At 72.0% G+C, this 23,198-nt stretch carries 17 protein-coding genes and 2 tRNA genes; 14 read left to right on the forward strand and 5 right to left on the reverse strand.

Annotated features, from left to right (window positions below):
* From AC1DZA_RS15935 to AC1DZA_RS15970, 8 genes are all read left to right on the forward strand, one after another.
* Window positions 1-969, forward strand: a 969-nt coding sequence (locus AC1DZA_RS15935; protein ID WP_476773482.1) for a hypothetical protein, incomplete at its 5' end; no start/stop codon positions are given.
* Between the two features lie 15 nt (window positions 970-984).
* Window positions 985-1,425, forward strand: coding sequence for a phage tail protein (locus AC1DZA_RS15940; protein ID WP_476773483.1), 441 nt, complete (start codon window positions 985-987; stop codon window positions 1,423-1,425).
* Between the two features lie 10 nt (window positions 1,426-1,435).
* Window positions 1,436-2,200 (forward strand): CIS tube protein, encoded by a 765-nt coding sequence (locus AC1DZA_RS15945; RefSeq protein ID WP_476763190.1) that lies wholly within the window; start codon window positions 1,436-1,438, stop codon window positions 2,198-2,200.
* Window positions 2,187-4,007: a VgrG-related protein gene (locus tag AC1DZA_RS15950; RefSeq protein ID WP_476773484.1), complete on the forward strand. Its 1,821-nt coding sequence runs from the start codon at window positions 2,187-2,189 to the stop codon at window positions 4,005-4,007. Before AC1DZA_RS15945 ends, AC1DZA_RS15950 begins: the two co-directional genes overlap by 14 nt.
* A gap of 19 nt (window positions 4,008-4,026) precedes the next feature.
* Window positions 4,027-4,428 (forward strand): GPW/gp25 family protein, encoded by a 402-nt coding sequence (locus AC1DZA_RS15955; protein ID WP_476763188.1) that lies wholly within the window; start codon window positions 4,027-4,029, stop codon window positions 4,426-4,428.
* The gene (locus AC1DZA_RS15960; protein ID WP_476773485.1) at window positions 4,425-6,374 is read left to right on the forward strand and encodes a putative baseplate assembly protein; all 1,950 of its coding nucleotides are present in this window, start codon (window positions 4,425-4,427) and stop codon (window positions 6,372-6,374) included. The genes AC1DZA_RS15955 and AC1DZA_RS15960 overlap by 4 nt, the downstream gene beginning before the upstream one ends.
* Window position 6,375: 1 nt before the next feature.
* Window positions 6,376-6,933 carry a phage tail protein gene (locus AC1DZA_RS15965; protein ID WP_476773486.1) on the forward strand — a complete coding sequence of 186 codons (558 nt, stop codon included), beginning with the start codon at window positions 6,376-6,378 and terminating at the stop codon, window positions 6,931-6,933.
* Window positions 6,930-8,228 (forward strand): zinc ribbon domain-containing protein, encoded by a 1,299-nt coding sequence (locus tag AC1DZA_RS15970; protein ID WP_476773487.1) that lies wholly within the window; start codon window positions 6,930-6,932, stop codon window positions 8,226-8,228. The genes AC1DZA_RS15965 and AC1DZA_RS15970 overlap by 4 nt, the downstream gene beginning before the upstream one ends.
* Window positions 8,229-8,268: 40 nt before the next feature.
* On the opposite strand, the gene AC1DZA_RS15975 is transcribed toward AC1DZA_RS15970, so the two are convergent.
* Window positions 8,269-10,845: a BTAD domain-containing putative transcriptional regulator gene (locus AC1DZA_RS15975; protein WP_476773488.1), complete on the reverse strand. Its 2,577-nt coding sequence runs from the start codon at window positions 10,843-10,845 to the stop codon at window positions 8,269-8,271.
* 293 nt (window positions 10,846-11,138) lie between these two features.
* Here AC1DZA_RS15975 and AC1DZA_RS15980 point away from each other — a divergent pair.
* Together AC1DZA_RS15980 and AC1DZA_RS15985 are read left to right on the forward strand one after the other, a co-directional pair.
* Window positions 11,139-11,210 (forward strand) — tRNA-Thr (locus tag AC1DZA_RS15980).
* Window positions 11,211-11,245: 35 nt separating this feature from the next.
* Window positions 11,246-11,319, forward strand: a tRNA-Met gene (locus AC1DZA_RS15985).
* A gap of 71 nt (window positions 11,320-11,390) precedes the next feature.
* Here AC1DZA_RS15985 and AC1DZA_RS15990 read toward each other — a convergent pair.
* A complete protein-coding gene (locus tag AC1DZA_RS15990; RefSeq protein ID WP_476773489.1) occupies window positions 11,391-12,371 on the reverse strand; it encodes an aldo/keto reductase in 981 nt (326 codons plus the stop codon).
* 136 nt (window positions 12,372-12,507) lie between these two features.
* Here AC1DZA_RS15990 and AC1DZA_RS15995 point away from each other — a divergent pair, with 136 nt between their 5' ends.
* Together AC1DZA_RS15995 and AC1DZA_RS16000 are read left to right on the forward strand one after the other, a co-directional pair.
* On the forward strand, window positions 12,508-13,368 hold the full coding sequence (locus AC1DZA_RS15995; RefSeq protein WP_476773490.1) for a helix-turn-helix transcriptional regulator: 861 nt from the start codon (window positions 12,508-12,510) through the stop codon (window positions 13,366-13,368).
* Window positions 13,369-13,443: 75 nt separating this feature from the next.
* A complete protein-coding gene (locus AC1DZA_RS16000) occupies window positions 13,444-14,007 on the forward strand; it encodes a dihydrofolate reductase family protein (protein ID WP_476773491.1) in 564 nt (187 codons plus the stop codon).
* Window positions 14,008-14,101: 94 nt separating this feature from the next.
* Here AC1DZA_RS16000 and phoA read toward each other — a convergent pair whose 3' ends face one another.
* Window positions 14,102-15,616, reverse strand: a complete 1,515-nt coding sequence (gene phoA, locus AC1DZA_RS16005) for an alkaline phosphatase (RefSeq protein ID WP_476773492.1) — start codon at window positions 15,614-15,616, stop codon at window positions 14,102-14,104.
* 426 nt (window positions 15,617-16,042) lie between these two features.
* Between phoA and AC1DZA_RS16010 the strand changes: the two genes are divergently transcribed.
* Together AC1DZA_RS16010 and AC1DZA_RS16015 are read left to right on the forward strand one after the other, a co-directional pair.
* Window positions 16,043-19,297 (forward strand): rhamnogalacturonan lyase family protein, encoded by a 3,255-nt coding sequence (locus AC1DZA_RS16010; RefSeq protein WP_476773493.1) that lies wholly within the window; start codon window positions 16,043-16,045, stop codon window positions 19,295-19,297.
* Between the two features lie 125 nt (window positions 19,298-19,422).
* Window positions 19,423-21,363 (forward strand): DEAD/DEAH box helicase, encoded by a 1,941-nt coding sequence (locus tag AC1DZA_RS16015; RefSeq protein ID WP_476773494.1) that lies wholly within the window; start codon window positions 19,423-19,425, stop codon window positions 21,361-21,363.
* A gap of 45 nt (window positions 21,364-21,408) precedes the next feature.
* Here the strand turns inward: AC1DZA_RS16015 and AC1DZA_RS16020 are convergent, their stop codons facing one another.
* Entirely contained in the window at window positions 21,409-21,981 is a 573-nt protein-coding gene (locus AC1DZA_RS16020; RefSeq protein WP_476773495.1) for a hypothetical protein, read from the reverse strand.
* Between the two features lie 13 nt (window positions 21,982-21,994).
* Window positions 21,995-23,143 carry a zinc-dependent alcohol dehydrogenase gene (locus tag AC1DZA_RS16025; RefSeq protein WP_476773496.1) on the reverse strand — a complete coding sequence of 383 codons (1,149 nt, stop codon included), beginning with the start codon at window positions 23,141-23,143 and terminating at the stop codon, window positions 21,995-21,997.
* Window positions 23,144-23,198 lie beyond the last annotated feature (55 nt).

Raw genomic sequence — 23,198 nt, forward strand, 5'->3', positions numbered from 1 at the left:
GTGCAGCGCACCACCGCCGGCGCTCCGCCCGCGTGGGCCGGCACCGCAGCCGCCCCGACAGCGGGCTCGACCTCGGCCGCGGCCGCGACCACGGGCGCAACTGGGGCCGCCGTCGCCTCGGCCGCGTCGGAGGGCATCCCGCGTCGCGGCTGGCTGCAGCGACTCTTCGCGCCCGGTGTCTCGCGGGAGCCGGCCGGCACGCTCGGCCTCGTCGGTCCCGGCGCCGGACCCGGCTTCGGCGACTCGGCCGACGGCGGCGAGACGCCTGCCACCGGGACCGAAGCGGGCGCGCTGCCCGAGCCCCAAGCCGGCGCGGCGTCCGCGCTCGGCGCGGCGACGGGGGCCGCATCCGGCGGGAACTCCGTGGCCGGGCTCCCGGTCGTCGCCCGCGTCGCGTCCGCACCGTCGGGGCTCGCACCGTCAGGGCTCGCGTCGTCGAGCGCGATGCGATTCCCGGCGCCACCCGCCTCCGTGCGTACGGCCTCCGGATCCACCGGGAGCACGAGCGCCCTCGGCGCCACCACCACCGCCACGACCGTCCTGCAGCGATCGACTCCCCAACGTGCCCACGACGCACCGGGCACACCGGGCGCCGCGGGCGCGATGCCAGTGCTCATCGCGCCCGCTCGCGCGGCCTCGCCGTCGCCGATGCCGGTCGCCGCTCCGCCACCCGCTCCGCCCACCGACGCCGTCGTGCAGCGCGCCGAGGTCGTCGACGAGGCGCCCGACGTCCCGGCGTCGCCGTCCGACGCCGGCCCCGCGGCATCCGATGGTCCTGCCGGCAACGGCACGGCCGCGGCATCCGTCACCGCACCGCCCGCCGCCGGCGGCGCAGCATCCGTCGACGCGTCATCGCCGGAGGCGATCGAGAAGCTCGCACAACGGCTCTACGGCCCACTCGTGCGACGACTGAAGGCCGAGCTGCTGCTCGATCGGGAACGCCGCGGCATCCGGATCGACGGAATCTAGACGGAAGGGGGAGCGATGATCGAGGACACCGATATCGCCGTCGGGGTGAGCTACGTCGTGAAGATCGACGGGGAGTCGCTCGGCGAGTTCTCGAGCTGCGACGGGCTCGGCGTCGAGGTCGTGCTCGAGTCGCGCGAGGAGGGCGGCAACAACGCCTACGTCTGGCAACTGCCCACCCGGCTCAAGTTCTCGAACGTGAAGCTGTCGCGGCCGCTCGGCAAGGGCAGCTCGCAGCCGATCCTCGGGTGGATCGCGAAGGCGCCGCGGATCGCGCCCAGCCAGGCCGAGATCCAGGCGCGCAACGCCGAGGGCAAGCCCATCGCCACCTGGCACCTCGAGCAGGTCATCCCGGTGCGCTGGACCGGCCCCTCCCTCACGAACGACCAGCCCAAGGTGCTCACCGAGACCCTCGAGCTCGCCCACCACGGCATCAAGGCCGACCCGCCCGGGAACTGAAGGAGCCGACATGCCCGTCACCAAGACCGAGGCCGCGAGCGAAACCCTCACGCACGCGGAGCTCGAGCTGCGCGAGCCTGGGAAGACCCCCGGCGTGCCGGGCGCCCCCATCGGCACGATCGCGTTCCAGCTCAACCCCAAAGAGCTCACGATGACGAAGACCGCGAGCTGGAAGTCGGAGAAGCAGAAGAAGGCGACCTCCGCTCCGCCCGCGACCTACCAGGGCCCCGAGGCGCAGAAGCTCAGCGTCGAGATGTTCTTCGACGACACGCGCGGGGGCGGCGGCGACTCGGTCGTCACCCGCGTCGAGAAGCTCTTCACGGCCTGCGCGCCGACCAAGGACTCGCAACGGGGCGACACCCCGTCAGCCCCGTGGGTGCAGTTCAAGTGGGGCGTGCTCGTCGGGTTCGTGGGCTACATCAAGTCGGTCTCGGCGAAGTACACGCTGTTCTCGCCGAGCGGCACGCCCCTGCGCGCGGTCTGCACGGTCGCCCTCGAGGAGATCGCCGCGGACCCGGGCAAGCAGAACCCCACCTCGGGCGGCTTGCGGCCGCGGCGCGTGCACACCATCCGCGAGGGCGACACCCTCGCCGCCATCGCCTACCGCGAGTACGGGAACGCGGCGCTCTGGCGGCAGGTGGCCGACGTGAACGGCATCGACGACCCGATGCGGCTGGTGCCCGGGCGCAGCGTCTTCCTTCCCGCGGCCGAGGAGCTCTCCGGGCCGTCGAAGCGCGACGTGGTGCGGCAGGAGGTGGCCCGTGTCGTCGGTTGACACCTACACGAGCCTCCTGCTCGTCGCGGTCGACGGCAGCCCCCTGCCGACGCAGGTGGCGAGGCAGCTCCTGACCGGACGCATCACCGACACCGCGAACCTCCCCGACGGCTTCGAGCTGGAGTTCACCGACACCGCGGGCACCGTGCTCGCCGACGGGCACTTCACGATCGGCGCGTCCGTCGTGCTCACCGTCTCGGAGAACGGCCCGCAGGGCCCCGTGCGGCTGCTCGACGGCGAGGTCACCGCGATCGACCGTGAGGACGTGGCCGGAGCGCTCCTCACGCGGGTACGAGGGCTCGACAGGTCGCACCGCCTGTTCCGCGGTCGTCGCGTCGCCGCGTACCTCGACTCGACGCCGGCCGACATCGTGCGCACCGTGGCCGGGCGCGCGAGCGTGCCGATCACGCGCATCCAGGTCGCCGGCAGCGTCATGAAGCACGTCACCCAGGACAACGTCAGCGACTGGGTGTTCCTGAAGCGGCTCGCGGATGCCACGGGCTCGACGTTCTCCGTCGTGCAGGGCGGCCTCGTGTTCGGCCCGCCCTCGAAGGCCGACGAGGCGCCCGCCGGCGCTGAGAGCGCGCGCGACGACCCCGTCGTCATCGAGCACGGCATGAACACGCTGTCGCTGCAGGCCACGGTGACCTCGGCGAGCCAGGTGCCCGAGGTCGAGGTCCGCGGATGGGATCCCGTGCGCAAGGAGGCGGTCGTGTCCACCGCGCCGCCGAAGACCCGCTCGGTCGAGCTGCCGAACGTGCAGCCGGCGAAGGTGGCGCAGGCGTTCACGAGCCCGAAGTACGTCAGCTCCGACGGCGACGGCGTCGCGACGGCACAGGACAAGCTCGCGACGTCCGTGGCCGACCGCATCGCGGGGGGCTTCGCCGAGGTCGAGGCGCGGATCCGGGGCAATTCGCACATCCACTCGGGCACCGCGGTCACGTTGAAGGGCTTCGGGTCGCCGTTCGACGGCCGCTACACGGTCACCGAGGCGACGCACGAGTTCTCGTCCGACCAGGGCTACGTCACCACCGCGGTCGTGAGCAACGCCTCCGACCGCTCGCTCTACGGCGTGGCGAACGGCGGGTGGTCGGCGGGGGAGGACGCGCGCATGGCCGGCGTGGTGCCCGCCCTCGTGAGCGACAACGGCGACCCCGAGGCTCGCGGCCGGGTCAAGCTCGCCTTCCCCTTCCTCTCACCCGACTATGTCAGCGGCTGGGCTCGCACCGTGCAGCTCGGGGCCGGCGGCAAGCGCGGCAGCCTGGTGCTGCCGGAGGTGGGAGACGAGGTGCTCGTCGCGTTCGAGGGCGGGCGCTTCGATCGGCCGTTCGTGGTCGGCGGGCTCTACAACGGGGTCGACGAGCCGGCCGAGCCGTGGGCGGGCGTGGTCGAGAACGGCGAGGTCGTGCACCGCTCGTTCACCTCTCGCACGGGCATGGCGGTGCGGTTCACCGAGAAGTCGGGCACCGAGACCCTCGAGCTGTCGACGAACGGCGGGGCGCAGCGGGTCACGCTGACGCAGACGTCGCAGAAGGGCATCGAGATCATCGCCGAGGGGCCGGTGACGATCACGGCGAAGCAGGATGCCACGGTGTCGGCCGACAACGGAACGCTGAAGCTCTCGGGGTCGACCGTCGAGGTGAAGGCGACCGGCGGCGTGAAGATCGAGGGCGCCTCGCTCGCCCTGAAGGGCACGGGGTCGACCGAGGTCGAGGGCGCGACGCTCAGCCTCAAGGGGCAGGGCACCGCCGAACTCTCGGCCGGTGGCGTCACGACGGTCAAGGGTGCCGTCGTGAAGATCAACTGAGTGCAGAGGGGGTGCACGGATGTCTCGTGAGTTCGTCGGGCACGGCTGGGCGTTCCCCGTGCACGCCGATGCGACCGGCCGCATCGCGCTCACCTCCGACGATCGCGAGATCGAGGAGAGCATCCGGCTCATCCTCGCCACCGCACCCGGCGAGCGGCCGATGCGTCCCGAGTTCGGCTGCGCGGTGCACGAGTACGTCTTCGCGCCCGCCGACGCCTCGACGGCCGGGGCGATCGGCGCCGCGGTGCGGGCGGCCCTGCGCTACTGGGAGCCGCGCATCGAGGTCGGCGACGTGACCGTCTCGCTCGAGGGTGCCGGCGACGGCGTGCTGTACATCGACGTCGGGTACTCGATCCTCGGCACGAACGATCCCAGGAACCTCGTGTTCCCCTTCTACGTCATCCCCCGGGAGCCCTCATGACCCTGCCTGCCCCGAACCTCGACGACCGTCGCTTCCAGGACCTCGTCGACGACGCCAAGCGGCTCGTCGCCCTGCGCTGCCCCGAATGGACCGACCACAACGTCTCCGATCCCGGGGTCACGCTCATCGAGGCGTTCGCGTTCATGACCGACGAGCTGCTCTACCGGCTGAACCGCGTGCCCGACCGCATGTACCTCGCCTTCCTCGACCTGCTCGGGGTGTCGCTGTTCCCGCCGACGAGCGCGACCGTCGACCTCGTCTTCTGGCTCGCCGCCCCCCGCCCCGAGACGGTGATCGTGCCCGCGAGGAGCGACGCGGGCACGCCGCGCACTGAGCTCGCCGAGCCGATCATCTTCACCACGATCGAAGAGCTCGCGATCCCGCCGCGCTCGCTCATCGCCGTGGGCACGCACCCCGAGGGCGGCGAGCCCTGGGTCGGCGACGCACGCCTCGGCGACGAGACGATCGACGCGTTCGCGTCATCGCCGACGCCCGGCGACGCGCTCCTGTTCGGGCTCGACGACGCGTCGGGCGCGCTCGCCGTGTCGCTGCGACTCGACTGCGCCGTGCGGGGCGTCGGCGTCGACCCCGACGACCCGCCCATCGTCTGGGAGGCGAGGACGGCCTCGGGCTGGCAGGCCTGCGACGTGGTCGCCGACGGCACCGGCGGCCTCAACAAGCCCGGGGAGGTCGTGCTCATCGTGCCGCGGGGGCATGTGGCATCCGTCATCGCCGACGTACGCGCCGGATGGATACGCACCCGGCTCGTCGAGCGCGACCCCGACGTGCCGACGTACAGCGCGTCGCCCGTCGTGCGGGCGGCGGAGGCGCGGACGGTCGGCGGGGTCGCCGCCGCCATCCACGCGTCGACCGTCGACGACGAGATCCTCGGACTGTCGGAGGGCGTGCCCGGGCAGGAGTTCACGCTCGCCGTACGGCCCATCGTCGACGACGGCGCGCCGTTCACCGTGGACGTGGGCGCCGGCGGCGGATGGGACGAGTGGACCGAGGTCGACGACTTCGCCGACCAGGCGTCCGATGCGAAGGTCGTGCGGGTGGATCGCACCCGCGGGGTCGTGTCGTTCCCGCCCGCCGTGCGCGAGCCCGACGGGTCGCTGCGCCACTTCGGTGCGGTGCCGCCGAAGGGCGCGCCCCTGCGCGTGCGCCGGTATCGCGTGGGCGGGGGAGCCCGCGGCAACGTGGCGCCGGGCACGCTCTCGGTGCTGCGCACCACGGTTCCGTTCGTGCGGGGCGTGGTCAATCGCGGGGCGGCGCACGACGGCGTCGACGGCGAGCGCATCGAGGAGGCGAAGGCGCGCGGACCCCTCACCCTGCGCACCCTCGACCGGGCGGTGACGCTCGACGACTACGAGCAGCTGGCGCGGCGTGCGGCGCCCGGCGTGGCCAGGGTGCGTGCCGTCGCCGCGAAGGGCGACGGCGAGGGGCAGGGCGTGCGGCTCCTGGTGGTGCCGGCCGCGGCGATCGGGCCCGACGGACGGGTGGAGTTCGCCGACCTCATCCCCGCCGACGAGGTGCTGCAGGTCATCGCCGACGACCTCGAGCCCCGGCGCACCGTCGGTGCCCGCCTCTCGATCGAACCGCCGCTCTACCAGGGCATCACCGTGGTCGCGAAGCTGATCGCCCGACCGCGGGTGGCGGTCGAGCCGCTGCGCGAGCAGGCCCTCGCGACCCTCTACCGGTACTTCGACGCCGCCCGAGGTGGAGCCGACGGCGGCGGCTGGCCCTTCGGGCGGCCGGTGCTCGCCGGCGAGGTCTACTCGGTGCTGCAGTCGTTGCCCGGCACCGAGCTCGTCGACGAGGTGCTGCTCTTCGGCGCCGACCCGGTGACCGGCAAGCGCGGCGAGCCCACCCAGCGCATCGACCTCGACCCCGATGCACTCGTCTTCGGGTTCGAGCACCGCGTGCGCGTGACGGCGGGGGTGTGAGGTGCGCGGCGTCATCGGCGGTCTCGACAGCCCGGTTCCCGTCATCGACCGGCTGCCTGCGGTGCTGCAGGAGGACGAGTTCCTCCAGCGCTTCCTGGGCGCGTTCGACACCTCGCTCGCGCCGGTCTTCGCCGTGCTCGACAACCTCGACTCCTACCTGCGCCCGCAGACCACTCCTCCCGACTTCCTCGACTGGCTCGCCGGCTGGGTCGACGTCGAGCTGGATGCCGCGTGGTCGGTCGAGCATCGGCGCCGCATCGTCGCGGGGGCGGCGGCCCTGCACCGACGTGCGGGAACCGCCGCCGGGATCCGCGACGCGATGCTGCTCGCCGCCGGCCCCGAGGCCGAGGTCGTCGTCACCGAGTCGGGTGCGTCGGCGTGGTCGGGCACGCCGCACGGCGCCCTCCCCGGCACGCCCGCGGCCGAGGTGCGCATCGCGGTCAAGCTCGCCTCGGGCGATGAGGCCGAAGCGCGGCGGCGGCTCGAGCGGGCCGCGCGCCGGGTGGTGCCCGCGCACATCCGCACGGTCATCGAGGTCACGGGCGGGGGTGCGACGTGAGCGGCATCCGCTGCGCCGAGTGCGGCGCGATGAACGACGACGGCGACGACTTCTGCGGGCAGTGCGGCTCGTACCTGGCCTGGGATCGCGGTGGGGCGACGGATGCCGCGACGCAGCCGGTCGACGAGGCGGATGCCGCGCTCCGCGAGCCCGAGGCGGAGCCCGAGCCCGAGCCCGCGCTCGCGTTCGATCCCGAGCCCGTGGGGGACCCGAAGCCGGAACCGGAGCCGCAAGCGGAGACGGCGCCCGAGCCCGCGCCTGAGCCGGCGCTGGAACCTGAGCCCGCGCCCGACCCCGAGCGCGAGCCCGAGCCCGAGCCTCGGCCCGACCCGCGGCTCGAGGCGATGCTGGCCACTCCGCACCTCGCGACACCGTCGGCGGCGGCGGTGGCGGCGCCGACCCCAGCGGAGCCCGTTGCCACTCCGCCCGCCCCTGCAGCGCCAGCACCCGCAGCGCCTGCACCCGCAGCGCCTGCAGCCGCCGTGCCGGGCCCGGTCGCGCCGACCGCACCCGCCGCACGCAAGCCCGCCGCGGTGCCGCAACGGGCTCCGAAGCGGGCGCCACGACCCGTCGGCGAGACGGTCAAGCCGGGCGACATCGTCTGCTGGCGCTGCGGAACGGGCAACGCCCCGGGCCGGCACTTCTGCCGCCACTGCGCGGCGCCGCTCGGTGCGACCGCGAATCGCACGCAGCCGAGGTCGCAGCAGGCTGCCGCCGGAACACGGCCCAAGACGAATCGGCGCCGCATCCGCCCCGCTTGGATCGTGGTGCCGGCGATCATCGTCGTGCTCGGCGCTGTCGCCTGGTTCGCCAGGGGGCCCATCGCCGGGTTCGTGGCGGCGATCGGCGACCGGGTGGTGGACTCGAGCGCGCAGAATCCCGTCGCCATCGTCGCGTCGAGTGCCGCCGACGGACGCGGCGCCGAGCTCGCGCACGACGGCTTCGCAGACCGCTCCTGGGCGCCCGCGCCCACCGGCCCCGCGAACGGCGAGTACCTCGAGGCCAGCTTCGCCCAGCCGTTCCGGCTCGTGGCGGTGCAGGTGTCGCCAGGGGCATCCGCCGACCAGGCCGTCTTCCTCGCCGAGGGGCGCCCGGCCGTGCTCGGCGTGACGGCGATCGACTCCGCCGGGGTGCCGCACGAGGTCGACCTCACCCTCGCCGACGAGCCGGGGCCGCAGCGCTTCGAGCTCGGGATCGACGACGTGACCGCCGTGCGCCTGACCCTCGAGGGCGCCCACGGCGCGACCGACGCCACGCACGTGGCGGTCGCCGAGGTCGAGTTCCTCGGGCGGTGACGCGGGCTCCGCGAGCCGCTGCCCCCGCGGCCGACCGGGCTCACTCGATGCCGAGCGCCTCGCGCATGCGGTGGTATCCGTCGTGCGCGCGCAGGGCGGCGACATCGTCGCCCGCGTGCCGGTGCATCCGAACGAGCGTGCGCCACGATTCGTCGAGCCACGGGTCGATCTCGACCGCACGGCTCGCCGCGGCCACGGCGGCTCGCGTGTCGCCGAGGTGCGCCTCGAGGTGCGAGAGCGAGTTCGCGGCCTCCGCCGCCCGGAGCCGGTACCGCTCGCGGGCGCCGATCGCCCACTCCGCGGGGCCGTCCTCGGGCAGCACGTCGCCGGTGTAGAGGCCGAGCGCGTGCCGCAGGCCCGACGCCGCCGAGGCGAGGTCGCCACGCGACTTCGCGGTCGCGGCGGCGGCGAGGTGGTCGTCGAAGTCCGACAGGTCGCAGTGTCCCCGGTCGGCGATGCCGAGTCGGTAGGCCTCCCCGTCACGCTCGACGACGAAGCGCGACGAGCCGTCGTCGAGCGGCAGCACCCGGCGCAGGCTCGAGATGCTGACGTGCAGGGCATGCAGCGCCGATTCCGTGCCGAGCTCGCCCCAGAGCGCGTCGGCGATGAGCTCGCGGTGCAATGGGGCGCCCGCGTTCAGCGCGAGCATCCGCAGCAGGCTGCGCGCCTGGGGCCGGAGCCCCCGCAGGTCGGCGTCGGCGCCGTCGATGCGCACGCGGAACCCGCCGAAGCACGACACCGCGAGCGCCGGGTCGTGCGGCCGTTCCTGCATCGCCGGTCGTGCGATGACGACGTCGGTGGGCACGCGCGGCACCAGCGACGGCACGAGTGGCACGCGCGGAAGTCCCGACAGCCGGGCGATCCGATGAGCGGATGCCGCGTGCCGCACCGCGTCCTCGCCGCCGCACGTGAGCGCGGCCGCTGCGGCGAGCAGCGCACGCGGGCCCTCGAGGCCGGTCGCGACGGCGGAGGCCTCGGCGGTGGTCACGAGGTCGGGCAACCTGGGCGAGCGCGCCGCCGCGGCTCCGAGCACCGCTGCGGCGCGAGCCCAGGCGGCGGCTTCGGCTTCCCCGAGCCGATCGCAGCGTTCCGCGAAGTCGATGGCCTGGGCGACGTCGACCACGCCGCGCCGCAGTTGAGCCAGCACATCGATGCCCTCGACGATCGCGGCGCCCAGGTCGTCGTCGTAGAGCTCGCACCGTTCGACGACCTCGCGCACCGCGCGTCTCGGCGCATCGAGGCAGTTCGCCGCAATGGCCCCGCGGATGACCCGGGCCAGGCCGGGGAGCCCGAGGTCGACGGCGTCCGCCTCCAGGGCGCAGAGCGCCTGCATAGTCGTCGCCGTCGAGGCAAGCGGAACGCGGAGCACCGCGAGCGCGAGCCGGGCGGCGACGGACTCCTCGGGCGCCTCGGCGGCTCGGAGCGCGCGGCGCAGCAGCGGCACGGCGCCGGTCGCGTCGCCCCGCCGCAAGCAGGCGGCGGCGGAGGCCAGCAGCTCGGATCCGCGGTCGAGCGTCGCAGTGGGGATCGGCGCCCGCGAGGTGAGCGCGGCGCGGCGCGACCGAGTGCCGACGAGCGCCAGCCGTTCCCCGGCACGCGCACGCTCGACCGCGTCGCCGATCGCCGGGGTGCGCTGCCCCACGTGCGCGGGCACCCGTGCCGACCATCGTCCGGGGGAGCGCCCCGCCGCCGGCTCGGCCTCGAGCAGCTGCCCGAGCGACGGCCAGGCGCCGCCGTGCGTGAGCGCGTCCGCGGCATCCGTCATCGCCTGGTCCTCCAGGAGCACCCGCGCGGCGGCCTCCCCGGCCGCGACGCGTGCCGACGGGGACATCCGTGCGAGGAGGTGCCGTCGGAGCACCGGCGGCAGCGCACGCCGGCCGCCCTGCGCGCGGCCGTGCATGACCTCGCCGTCGTCGAGCGCGCGGATCAGGGCGGCGCCGTCCGTCTCGTCGAGCAGTCGAGAGCACCGGGCGAGGTCGAGGGAGGGCAGCCCGCTCGAGGCCGCGAGCGCGGCCTCCACGCGCGGCTGGAGCTCGGCGAGCACCCGCTCGAGCCACACCGCGGCGAAGTCGCCGCCGAGCGTCGCGGCCATCTCGCGGTCGAGCGAGTCCGGATCGACGCGCTCGGCCACACGCGCGAGCAGGCGGATCGGCTCGGCCCACCCCGCCGTCTCGGCCCGGAGGCGCGAGGCCGTCTCGAGCTCGATCCGCGGGCCGCCGTGGGCGCGCACCAGGGCGACCACCTCGTCGAGCCGGAAGGCCAGCTCGGGTGCGCTGACGAGCGCGTCGCCCTTGACCTCGAACGACGGCATGGTGCGCGAGGCGACGACGACCCGCGGCACTCGGCCCTCGGCGAGGAAGCCCTCGAGCACGCGTTCCGATGCCGAGCCGATCAGGTGGTGGGCGTCGTCGATCGCCAGCGATGCGGGCCGGCCCCGCGTCGCCTCGGCCAGCATCCGGGCGGCGACCTCCGGCCGTTGCCAGTCGCGCCCAGCCGTGACGATGCGTGCGGATGCCCCGTCCTCGTCCAGTGCGTGACGCACGAGGGTCGACTTCCCCGCGCCCGTCGCGCCGATGACGAAGACGACCGGCGCCTGGAGCCTGGCGTGCAGGCGCACGCGCCGGACGCCCCCGGCTGACGACGCCGTCGACCCCCAACTGCACCCCATGACCCGTCACCCCAAGACGGTCGAACCCACCCGAACGCGCTCACGCTACGCTCGCCCCTGCCGCGCCGCATGAGGGTCAGCACGGATGGCACGCCCACCCCGCACCCCAATACGGGGGTGCAGCGAGGTGCGATGCAGTGCCGCCGAAGCCCCTTCGGCGTGGCCGCCGCGGACGTCGCCGCCGCGGTTCGGACCACGCCCTCCGAGGTGATATCCTCGTACGGTTGCCGATTGCGGCACACGCCCCGATAGCTCAGTGGTAGAGCACTTCCATGGTAAGGAAGGGGTCGTCAGTTCAATCCTGACTCGGGGCTCTGGTTCTCTTCGGTTCGACCGACGAGGCCTACCCGGCGGGGTAGCTCAGGTGGTTAGAGCACACGGCTCATAATCGTGGTGTCGCGGGTTCGAGTCCCGCCCTCGCTACAACAGCAGAACTCCGCGATCGCGGGTTCGTTTTCTTCGGTCGTCGACGCGCTGTCGCTGCCGCGACACACTCACGTGTCGATCGAGACCATGTTGGCTTCGTCGTGTCGTTCACCGGCGGCCGGCTCGAGCGCGGTCAGGCGGGCGGCCTGGTCCGCCGTGAGTTCGACCGCGTCGGCTGCGGTGTTCTCCTCCACTCGCGCTACCCGGCGTGTGCCCGGGATCGGGGCGATGTCCTCGCCGCGCGTGAGGATCCATGCCAGTGCCGTCTGCGCGGGGGTTGCTCCGATCTCGGCGCCGATCGCACGGACCTCGTCGACGAGACGCAGGTTGCGGTCGAAGTTCTCGCCCACGAACCGCGGGTTGGTCTTCCGCCAGTCATCGTCGGGGATGTCGGCCGCGGAGCGGATCTGCCCGGTCAGGAGCCCGTGGCCGAGGGGGGAGTAGGGGACGAAGCCGATGCCGAGCTCGCGGAGCAGGGGCAGGATCTCCGCTTCCACGTCGCGCGTCCACAGCGAGTACTCGGTCTGCAGCGCCGAGACCGGATGCACGGCGTGTGCCCGGCGAATGGTCCGTGCGGACGCCTCGGACAGGCCGAGGTGGAGCACCTTGCCCTCGGCGATCAGGTCGGCGACCGCGCCCGCGGTGTCCTCGATGGGCGTGTTCGGGTCCACGCGGTGCTGGTAGTAGAGGTCGATGTGGTCGGTGCCGAGGCGCCGCAGGGAGCCCTCGACGGCGGCCTTCACGTTCGCAGGTGCGCTGTCGATCACACCCGGTCCGCCGCCGGAGTGGGAGACGAGCCCGAACTTGGTGGCGACCTTCACCTGGTCGCGGCGGCCGCGGATGGCCTGGCCGACGATCTCCTCACTGAGGTAGGGGCCGTACACTTCGGCGGTGTCGATGTGGGTGACACCCAAGTCGAGGGCGCGGTGGATGGTGCGGATGGACTCGTCGTGGTCGAGACCTCCACCCGTCGTGTAGGTGCCGGCCATCGTCATGGCGCCGAGGCCGATGCGGGAGACCTCAAGGCTTCCGAGGTGTGCGTTCTTCATGGTGATGTCCTTCTGTTCGTGTGTGGGTCAGGCCTGGTCGAGTCAACGCGAGTCCGCTGGAGTGAGCGTGGCCCTACCCATGGGTGCCCCGGCAGGGACCCCCATGCGCGCCCTGAGTCGGCGTAGCTTCGATGGCATGGACACCTCCGACGGGATCAGCGAGTTCCTCACCACGCGGCGCGCGAAGCTCACGCCGTCGCAGGTGGGGCTGCCCGACTTCGGCGGTCGACGCCGGGTTCCGGGGCTCCGTCGGGAAGAGGTCGCGCTGGTGGCCGGAATGAGCGCGGAGTACTACAAACGCCTCGAGCGGGGCAACGCGGCCGGGGTCTCCGAAGCCGTCATCGACGGGGTGAGCCGTGCCCTGCAACTCGACGACGCCGAACACGCCCATCTGTATGACCTGGTCCGCGCCGCCAATGCCGGGGCTCACCCGCAGCAACGAGCCCGGACCACCCGCAAGACGCAGCTCACGTCCGGCATGAGGCAGACCATCGACGCCATGTCGACGGTGCCGGTCTTCATACAGAACGGCCGTCTTGACGCCATCGCCACCAACCGGCTCGGGGCGGCCCTCTTCTCAGAGATGCTCGACGGCGTCCGACCGCCGGCCAACGCCGCCCGATTCATCTTCCTCGAACCGCGCGCCCAGGTCTTCTACCGGGAATGGGACGCGCAGACCCGCCAGATCGTGGCCGTCCTTCGCGCCGAAGCCGGCCGCTCGCCCTACGACCGTCAGCTGACCGACCTCGTCGGCGAACTCTCCACCCGCAGCGACCTGTTCCGAAAGCTCTGGGGAGCTCACGACGTCCGCGAACACCGCACCGGCCTCAAGCTCGTCCACCATCCGGTCGTCGGCGACCTCGACCTCACCTTCCAGGCGATGGACCTCGCGTCCGACCGGGGACTCCAGATGGTCGTCTTCTCAGCCGAACCAGGTTCGCCGACCCACGAACGCCTCCAACTCCTCGCCAACGTGGCCGAGACCGCCGTTCGGTAACCGTCCGTCCGGCCGGCGACATCCCTCGGCCGCTCGGTCTTTACGGTGGGGGCCGAATGACGGCAGGCTGGCGCCATGCGCAAAGTGATCTACGGCATGAACGTGACGCTGGACGGCTACGTCGCCGCGGCCGGGGACGACATCGGCTGGGGCGCGCCGAGCGACGAGCTGTTCCAGTGGTGGCTCGACCAGGAGGTGGCGATCGGGCTGCTGATGTACGGGCGCAGGCTGTGGGAGACGATGAGTTCCCACTGGCCGACTGGCGACCAGCAGCCCGACGCCACCCCTGCGCAGATCGAGTTCGCGCGGAACTGGCGGGACACACCCAAGCTGGTGTTCTCCTCGACGATCGACAAGGTCGACTGGAACGCCCGCCTCGTCAAGGGCGACGCGGTCGCCGAGATCACCCGTCTGAAGGCCGAGGACGGCGAGCCGATGCGGGTCGGTGGGGCCACGCTCGCCGCGGCGGCGATGCGGGCCGGGCTGGTCGACGAGTACACGATCGTGACCCATCCGGTCCTCGTGGGGGGCGGCAGGCCGTTCTTCGCCGCGCTGGACAGCTGGGTGAACCTGTACCTCCTGGAAACGCGAACGTTTCCCGGCGGGGTGGTGATGAACCGGTACGAGACGAGGCGCTGACACGCACTGCGGATGCCGGCGCACAGCGGCCGCGACAGCGGAGTGCCCCGCCTGCCTCGGCAGACGGGGCACTCGCTCCCTCACGTGCTCGCGCTCACCCGGCGCGGCGCGTGTCCCACGGCTTGGTGGCCTGCGGGCCCTTCGGCAGCGGCCAGCTCACCTTCACGCCCGTGTTCAGCTTCAGCGCGTTCGCGATGGTGAAGAACGTGTCGGTCTGGTCGGTGAGGCCCAGGACGCCGATCGCACTCGGGCCGTAGGCCGCGATGCGCAGCTGCGAACCCGTGTGCTGCTGCGAACCGCCCTCGGCGGAGGTGCCGTACGAGATCCGCAGAGGGGACTGCTCGACCGTCGTGAGCGTCGTGCCGAGACCGGGAGTGGGGCCGTCGACGATCTGCGAGGAGTGCGCGTGGTCGGCCGTGACGATCACGAGGGTGTTCTTGTCGGCCTTGGCGAACGCGAGCGCGGCCTGCACCGCCTCGTCGAAGTCCTGCGTCTCGCCGATCTGTCCGCAGGCGTCGGCGGCGTGGTCGCGCTTGTCGATGGAGGCGCCCTCGACCTGCAGGAAGAAGCCCTTCTTGGCCTTCTTGTCGTTGAGGAGCTGGATCGACTTCTCGGTCATCGCCTTCAGCGTGACACCGGATGCCCCGAGGTAGTCGGGGTTCGGCTGGCACTCCACGCCCGTGGCCGCGCCCGAGCCGCCGACGGTGGCCACATTCGGGGCGAAGCGGGTGGGGAGGTTGCCGCCGGCGAACAGCCCCAGCACCGGGGCATCCTGATTCGCCTTCGACAGCCCCGCGAGGCCGGCGCCGTCGGTGACGACCTCGTAGCCGCGGTCCTCGGCTTGGTCGAGCAGGGACATGCCCGCCCATTCGCCGGCCTTGGCGGTCTGCGCGAACGTCGCCGCGCCGCCGCCGAGTGTCACGTCGGGGCGCGTGTCGAGCAGCTGCTCCGAGATCGAACCGGCGCCGCCGTTCGACAGGGCGTCCGCACCGCAGCTGGGGCTGTCGGGTCCGTAGCAGCTGCGGGCCGCCACGTGCGCGACCTGCACGGCGGGCGTCGCGTCCTGGATCTCCGAGGTGGTCACGTCGCCCGTGCGCAGGCCGTTCGCCTTCGCGAGCTCGAGCAGCGTCTTCTGCGCGGTGCCGTGGATGTCGACCGAGACCGCGTTGTCGTACGTCTTCGTGCCGGTCGCCCAGCCGGTGCCGGTCGACGCGGAGTCGGGCGTGTAGTCGGGCTTGCCCGCGAGCGGGTCGCCGTCCTTGTAGAGCGAGTAGGTGGTGTACTGGCCGGTCACGGGCAGGGCGTCGATGCCCGGGAGCTCGCCGCCCGCGCCGTAGAGGTAGTCGCGGGCGATCGTGATCTCGCTGTCCCCCATGCCGTCGCCGATGAGGAGGATGACGTTGCGTGCGGGAGTGGGCAGCAGCGAGCGGGCGAGCGCGGCAGCGTCGCCGAAGCCCGACGCGCTGTGGCGGATGGCGCCGCCGGGCTGGTCGGGCGACGGCTCCGGCGCGGCGGTCGCGGAGAGGCTCGACGCGGCGACGATCGCGCCGGCGCCGAGGAGCGCGGCAGCGGCCGACGCGGCCCGCAGCTTGGTGACACGGAAGGGCATTCGGTTCCTCCTGGGAGTGGGGTTGATGGCCGGAAGGCCGGTCGATCGGGCGACCGCAGCCAGCGCACCAGCCCCGGTCGTCCGCAGCGTGAATACCGGACGAAGGCGCGGTGAACTCACCGCGCCGCACCGGATGAATCGATTCGATGAATCCTTGACAGACCCGGAAACCGCGGCATAGCGTGGAGGGTGGAAAGCGTATTCCTCAGCAAGTCCTCGACGGCGAGCGACGGTCGGCACGACCCGCACGACGGGCGATCGACCATGCCGGGAACGCGCTGGGCACGGAAGCCTCGTCAGACCCTTTCAACGAAGAAGGCAGGCATGGTCTCGTCCATCTCACCACGCAGTTCGGCGCGCTCACCGCGCGGTCCCGCTCTCGAATCACCCACCCCTTTGCGCGTCTCCCGCTGGTCGCGCCCGCTCGTGGCCGTCGCGACGGCCGCGGCCCTGGTCGCCGGCGGCGCCCTGCTCCCAGGAGCCGCGGGCGCCGCGACCGCTGCGCCGAAATCCGACCTCCGTCCCGTCGAATACCTCACCCGGGGGCTGGTCGGCGCCCAGACAGCCGGAGGCATCTTCCTCAGCTGGCGCTTCCTCGGCGACGAGCCCGACGGCCTGTCGTGGAACGTCTACCGCAAGGACGGTGACGCCGAATTCGCGAAGATCACCACCATCGCGCCGCGCGACGTGCAGCCCGAGAGCGACTACGACACGAACCCCGGGGTCGTGAAGGAGGACGTCACCCCGTCGAACTACACCGACCCCGACGGCGCGCTCACGTCCGTCTACGAGGTCGCCCCCGTGGTCGACGGCGTCGAGGGCGCACGGCAGGGCATGAGCGTGCCCATGCTCTCGGCGCTCCCGGGCGGGTCGGGCCAGGCCGATCGCGGTGCGGTGCACTACATCCCGCTGAAGCCCGCGCCGGCGCCCGTGCCCCTCGCGCACTTCACCTACCGCGGCTCCGGCAACCGGTTCGGCGGCCCGAACGTCAACCTGAACGCCGCCGGCATGGTCATCCCCGGCACCGGCGGCCAGAACTGGTACGTCGTCGACATGGACCTGCTCAAGGGTTTCCGCGTGGCGTACGAGGAACAGGCGACGGTGACGCAGGAGCAGCTCGACGGGTGGGTCGCCGCGCTCAACGCGCACAACACCACCCCGAACGCGCTCGGCGTGGCGACCTACGCCGCTCCCCGGCCGCTGACGAACGCCCTCGTCGACGGCAAGGTCACGAAGGCGCTCTACGACGAGCTCGAGGGCGAGTTCATCGCCTACGTCGAGAACCTCGACTCGGGCATCTCGCTTCCCTACGCCGAGACCGCGACGGGCGCCATCGAGACGTCGCAGAGCGGCGCCTACTCGACCCACGACATGACCGTGGGCGACTTCGACGGCGACGGCGAGTACGAGATCGTCGTGAAGTGGCGGAGCACCCAGGTCGACCCGATGTACTCCGAGCCGATCTTCGGCGGCGCGAACACCACGACGGCACCCGAGTACATCGATGTGTACAAGCAGGACGGCACCCTGCTGTTCCGCGTGGACATGGGCTACAACGTGCGGGCGGCCAACGACCACGAGACCACCCTGTTCGCCGAGGACTTCGACGGCGACGGCAAGTCCGAGCTCATGCTGAAGACCGCACTGGGCACGCGCATCGGCAACTGGGACGAGGCCTCGCAGTCCGTCGTCTACCCCGACTCGGGCGTCGTCGGCGGCGAGGACGGCCTGAACTCCACGACCGAGAAGTTCAAGGAGTACTTCGCCACCGGCGACGAGCAGGCGCTCGACACCTACTGGTCGCTCCTCAACAGCTTCAGCATCTCGTACCGGAGCCCGACGGCGGGAGGCGGGAACGACGGACCCAACGATCCGAACATCAAGCGATGGATCAAGACGTACCACGTCGGCCCGATCGGCCCCGCGAAGGACGACCAGGAGTTCTTCTCCGCCTTCGAGTGGAACGCCGACGCCGGGCAGGGCGAGCTCGTCGACAGCGAGACCTACCCGTTTCCCTACCGGGCGAGCGTCGACGGCGAGAACTGGGCGATGACCCCGGCCACCCAGCGCGGCAACTACTCGTACCTGGCATTCCCGGGCCCCGGCGCGGGCACGTCGGCGAACGACTACAAGGCGCAGATCATGGCCGAGAGCGAGGCGTACTGGCTGCAGCATCCGTGGAAGGCCGCTTCGTTCGGTGACGCGCAGGGCAACCGCGCCAACCGCTACGTCGGCGTCGTCGCGGCGCTCGACGGCGTGAACAAGTACGCCGTGTCGCAACGCGGCTACTACCACCGCACCACCCTCGCCGCCTTCAACCTCGTCGACGGACAGGTGAACCTGCAGGCGAGCTTCGACTCGGCCGACCCGCAGTACTGGTCGCTGGGCGGCAGCGCCTACGACTACCAGAACCGCGGCAACCACTTCACCACCTCGGCCGACCTCGACGGCGACGGCTGGGACGAGGTGGTGCTGAAGGCGATGGTCCTCGGCCTGAACGCCGACAAGACCAAGATCCTGCCGAAGGTGCTGAACGGCGACGTCATGCCCACGATCGAGGGGCAGGACGGCGTCCCGCCGGTCCCCGGCGCGTTCCAGTTCGCGACCGACGACGTGCGGAACAACCCCGAGAACGTGTGGGCTCCGCTCCGGCACGGCGATCGCAGCGCACTGCTGCCGGTCGACAAGGAGAACCACATCAGGGAGTGGTCGGGCATGGAGGAGCACCTCCTCGACGACCTGCGCACCGGCGTGCACACGGGCTGGCTCCCGGGTCCCGCCGGCTACGACCCGATGAAGGGCAAGCGGCTCGACGAGCACGGCGACGTCGTGGTCGAGAACTCGCTGATCTATGGCGTGTACGCGGCGAGCGACGACGAGGGCAGCGTGGCGGGCAATTACTCCAACCGCTGGCCCGGCGCCCAGGCCGGTTCGGCGGGTGCCACGAACGAGGTGCGCAGCATGGTCACGGGCGAGATCCTGACGACCACGGCGAGCCCTCGGGGCATCGCGCAGGGCCAGAACGCGATCTGGTTCGGGGGCGGCCTGACGCACATGGCGGTCAACGGCTCGACGGTCAACCGCATCGACGACCTGACGTTCGCGGCGTCCTCGTACCTCGCGACCGGCCTGACGTCGACCGGCAACAAGAGCACGCCGACCCTCAAGGCCGACCTGCTCGGCGACTGGCGCGAGGAGCTCGTGCTGCGGGCGAGCGGCAACCGCCTCGGCATCGTCACGTCGCTGGCACCGACCGAGTACGGCATCCGCACGCTGATGCACGACCCGATGTACCGCAACGGCGTGGCCAACAAGAACACCGGCTACGACCAGGTCGGGTTCGCGAGCTTCTACCTCGGCGACGAGGCGGAGCTGCCCGCGATGCGGACCGACATCGCCGTGCCGGCCGCACCTGACACGACGGCTCCGGATGTCTCGGTGAAGCCCGATTCGAAGGGGAAGGACGGGGTCTACACCAAGGTCTCGTTCACGATCTTCGACGCGGGCAAGATCGACCGGGTCACCGTGAACGGCGTGGAGCAGGACCTGTCCGACCGCACCCACGCCAACGTGAACAACCTCAGGCCGGGCACCCACGGCGCTCGGCTCGGTGCCAACGAGCTGCAGGTGTTCGACGTCGCGGGCAACGTCACCACGGTGACGTTCACGCTGGTCGAGTGACGGCAGCGCTCCGGGCACTGACGCGCTCGGGGTGAAGCGAAGGAAGGGTCGGTCCGCATGGGCCGGCCCTTCCGGCCGTCCCGCGGCATCCCACCGCCTCACAGCCCGACGGTCTACCCTGAAGCGTGACTTCCAGCGATGCTCCGGTCGAGGTCGAGGCTCCTGACGAGCCCGCCGCGATCACGTTCGCCGACCTCGGCCTCGACGGGCCGGTGCTCAAGGCGCTCGACGACGTGGGCTACGAGACCCCGTCGGCGATCCAGGCGGCGACCATTCCCACCCTGCTCGCGGGCCGCGACGTCGTCGGCCTCGCGCAGACCGGCACGGGCAAGACGGCGGCGTTCGCGCTGCCGATCCTGGCGCGCCTCGACCTGCACCAGAAGACCCCGCAGGCGCTCGTGCTGGCGCCCACCCGCGAGCTCGCCCTGCAGGTCTGCGAGGCGTTCGAGCGCTACGCGGCGCACCTCAAGGGCGTGCACATCCTCCCGGTCTACGGCGGCCAGGGGTACGGGGTGCAGCTCTCGGCGCTGCGACGCGGCGTGCACATCATCGTCGGCACGCCGGGCCGCATCATGGACCACCTCGACAAGCGCACCCTCGACCTGTCGGAGCTCAAGTACCTCGTGCTCGACGAGGCCGACGAGATGCTGAAGATGGGCTTCGCCGAGGACGTCGAGACGATCCTCGCCGACACCCCCGACGACAAGCAGGTCGCGTTGTTCTCCGCGACCATGCCCGCCGCGATCCGGCGCATGTCGAAGCAGTACCTGCACGACCCCGAGGAGATCACGGTCAAGACCAAGACCCAGACCTCGGCGAACATCACGCAGCGCTACCTCGTCGTGTCGTACCAGCAGAAGATCGACGCCCTCACGCGCATCCTCGAGGTCGAGAACTTCGAGGGCATGATCGTGTTCGTGCGCACGAAGAGCGTCACCGAGGAGCTCGCCGAGAAGCTGCGTGCCCGCGGCTACTCGGCCGCGGCGATCAACGGCGACATCGCCCAGGTGCAGCGCGAGCGCACGGTGAACCAGTTGAAGTCGGGCAAGCTCGACATCCTGGTGGCGACGGATGTCGCGGCGCGCGGCCTCGACGTCGAGCGCATCAGCCACGTGGTGAACTTCGACATCCCGAGCGACAGCGAGCCCTACGTGCACCGCATCGGCCGCACCGGCCGCGCGGGCCGCACCGGCGACGCGATCAGCTTCGTGACCCCGCGCGAGCGCGGCCTGCTCACCCGCATCGAGAAGGCGACCAAGCAGCCCATCACGCAGATGCAGCTGCCGAGCGTCGACGACGTCAACGTCACCCGCCTGGCCCGCTTCGACGACCGCATCAGCGCGGCACTCGGCCAGGCCGAGCGCATCGACGGGTTCCGCGACATCATCGCCCACTACGTGCGCAACCACGACGTGCCCGAGGCGGATGTCGCTGCCGCGCTCGCCGTCGTCGCGCAGGGCGACTCGCCGCTGCTGCTCGAGCCCGAGCCCGTGCGCCCGCCGCAGCGGTTCGACCGCGACGACCGCGACCGCCCCGGACGCGGCGAGCGCGGCGACGGCCGTGGCGCCGAGCGGTACCGGGGCGAGGGCGACCGCCCCGAGCGGCGACCGCGTCCCGGCGCGAAGCCGATGACCACGTACCGCATCGCCGTGGGCCGGCGTCACAAGGTCGAGCCGCGCCAGATCGTCGGGGCGCTCGCGAACGAGGGCGGCCTGCAGCGCGACGACTTCGGCGCCATCCAGATCCGGCCCGAGTTCTCGCTCGTCGAGCTTCCCGCCGACCTGTCGCCCGACACCCTCGACCGGCTCACGGGCACGCGCATCTCGGGACGGCTCATCGAGCTGCGACCCGACACCGGCGGGCCCCGCCGTCGCGACGACCGTGGCGATCGCGGAGACCGAAGCAGCCGCCCGCGTCGCGACACCCGCGACGCGCGTCCGCGCTGGGACGACCGCGAGAGCCGCGAACGCAGCGCAGGCGGTGACGCGTCATCCGAGCACGGCGGTGACGATGCACCCGCCCGCAAGCCGCGGCACAAGACGGCCGGGGCCGCCACGACCGACTGACGCGGATGCCGCGGCGGTCCGCCGCGGCATCCGTCGATCGACGTGTCAGCGGAGCGCCCGAACGGCCCCCCGCACGATCGTGACGGCGCCCACGGCGGCCAGCACCCACGGGCCGACGATGAGGATCGGGTCGATCCAGGTGTGCGACCGGTCGACGCGGGTGACGCCGAACCTCGAGCGCAGGCCGTGCCGGCGGAACTCGCTCAGCACGCCCGTCTCGGTGATCGGGTTGTCGGGGCGCAGCGACGCGAACGACCGCACGTGGGCGCCGACGGAGTCGACGCGGTCGCCGAGGATGAGCAGCAGCCAGTGCGCGGCGCGTCCCTCGCTGTACCGGTCGTAGGCGTACCGGCGGATCGCGCCCGATACGCCGTGCAGCGGCTGCGCGGTGCCGAAGACGGGGGTCAACTGCTGGTGCTCGATGGAGCGCTCGCGGCTGCCGTGCTCGGGCTGGCGGTCGGGGAAGGTCCAGTGCGCACCGGTGCCGTCGGGGTCGTGCCACTCGCGCGGCACGGCCGGGCGGTCGGCGGGGTCGAGGTCGGCGCCCCATCCGGCGATGCGGGCGCGCAGGGCTTCGCGGTCGACGTGGTAGTCGTGCTGGGTCGGCGTGTACGGCATGGTGATCTCCTCCTCAGGCGGCGCTCGGCACGATGATCGGCTTGATGCAGTCATCGAGCTTGGCCGAGAACATGTGGTACCTCTCGGCGATGTGCTCGAGTGGGATGCGGTGGGTGACGATGTCGCTCGGCTTCAGGTAGCCGTTGCGGATGTGCTCGAGCAGCCGTGGCCACTGCCGTTTGACGGGGCACTGGTTCATCCGGAGCGTGAGCCCCTTGTTCATGGCATCGCCGAACTTCACGGCGCTGAACATGGGTCCGTAGGCGCCCATGACCGAGACGGTGGCGCCCTTGCGCACGGAGTCGATCGCCCAGTTGAGCGCGATGGGGGAGCCGCCCTGGAGCTTGAGCTTGGCCGACGTGACGTGCTGGGTGAAGTTGCCGTCGGCCTCCGCGCCCACGGCGTCGATCCCGACATCCGCGCCCAGGCCATCGGTGAGCTTCTTCAGGTGCACGACCACGTCGTCGACCTCGGCGAAGTTCACCGTCTCGGCGTCCGCGAAGTCACGGGCCTTCGCGAGCCGGTACTCGAGGTGGTCGACCACGATCACGCGCCCGGCCCCCATGAGCCACGACGACTTCGCCGCGAAGAGGCCGACGGGGCCCGCGCCGAAGACCACGACGGTGTCGCCCTCCTCGATGTCGCCGAGCTGCGCGCCGAAGTACCCCGTCGACAGGGCGTCGGTCATGAGCAGCGCGTCCTCCTCGTCGAGCCAGTCGGGGATCACGCCGGGGCCGACGTCGGCGAACGGCACGCGCACGTACTCGGACTGCGCGCCGTCGTAGCCGCCGCAGGTGTGCGAGTAGCCGTAGATGCCGCCCACCGCGGTCGCGTTCGGGTTGACGTTGTGGCAGTTCGAGTAGAGGCCGCGCGAACAGAAGTAGCACGACCCGCAGTAGATGTTGAAGGGCACCATCACCCGATCGCCCACCGTGAGCCGCTCGACGGATGACCCGACCTCGACGACTTCGCCCACGAACTCGTGCCCGAACGTGTGGCCCACCCTGGTGTCGGGCATCATGCCGTGGTACAGGTGCAGGTCGGATCCGCAGATCGCCGCGAGTCGCACGCGCACGATCGCATCGTTCGGATGCTCGATCCTGGGGATGTCCTTCTCCTCGACGCGCACCTTGTACGGTCCGCGGTACACCATGGCCTTCATGGGTTCCTGCTCCTCGTGATCGGTCGCGCACCCAGGCCGGCCACGAAACCATCCG

The organism is Agromyces sp. P2_B3 (assembly GCF_056404815.1).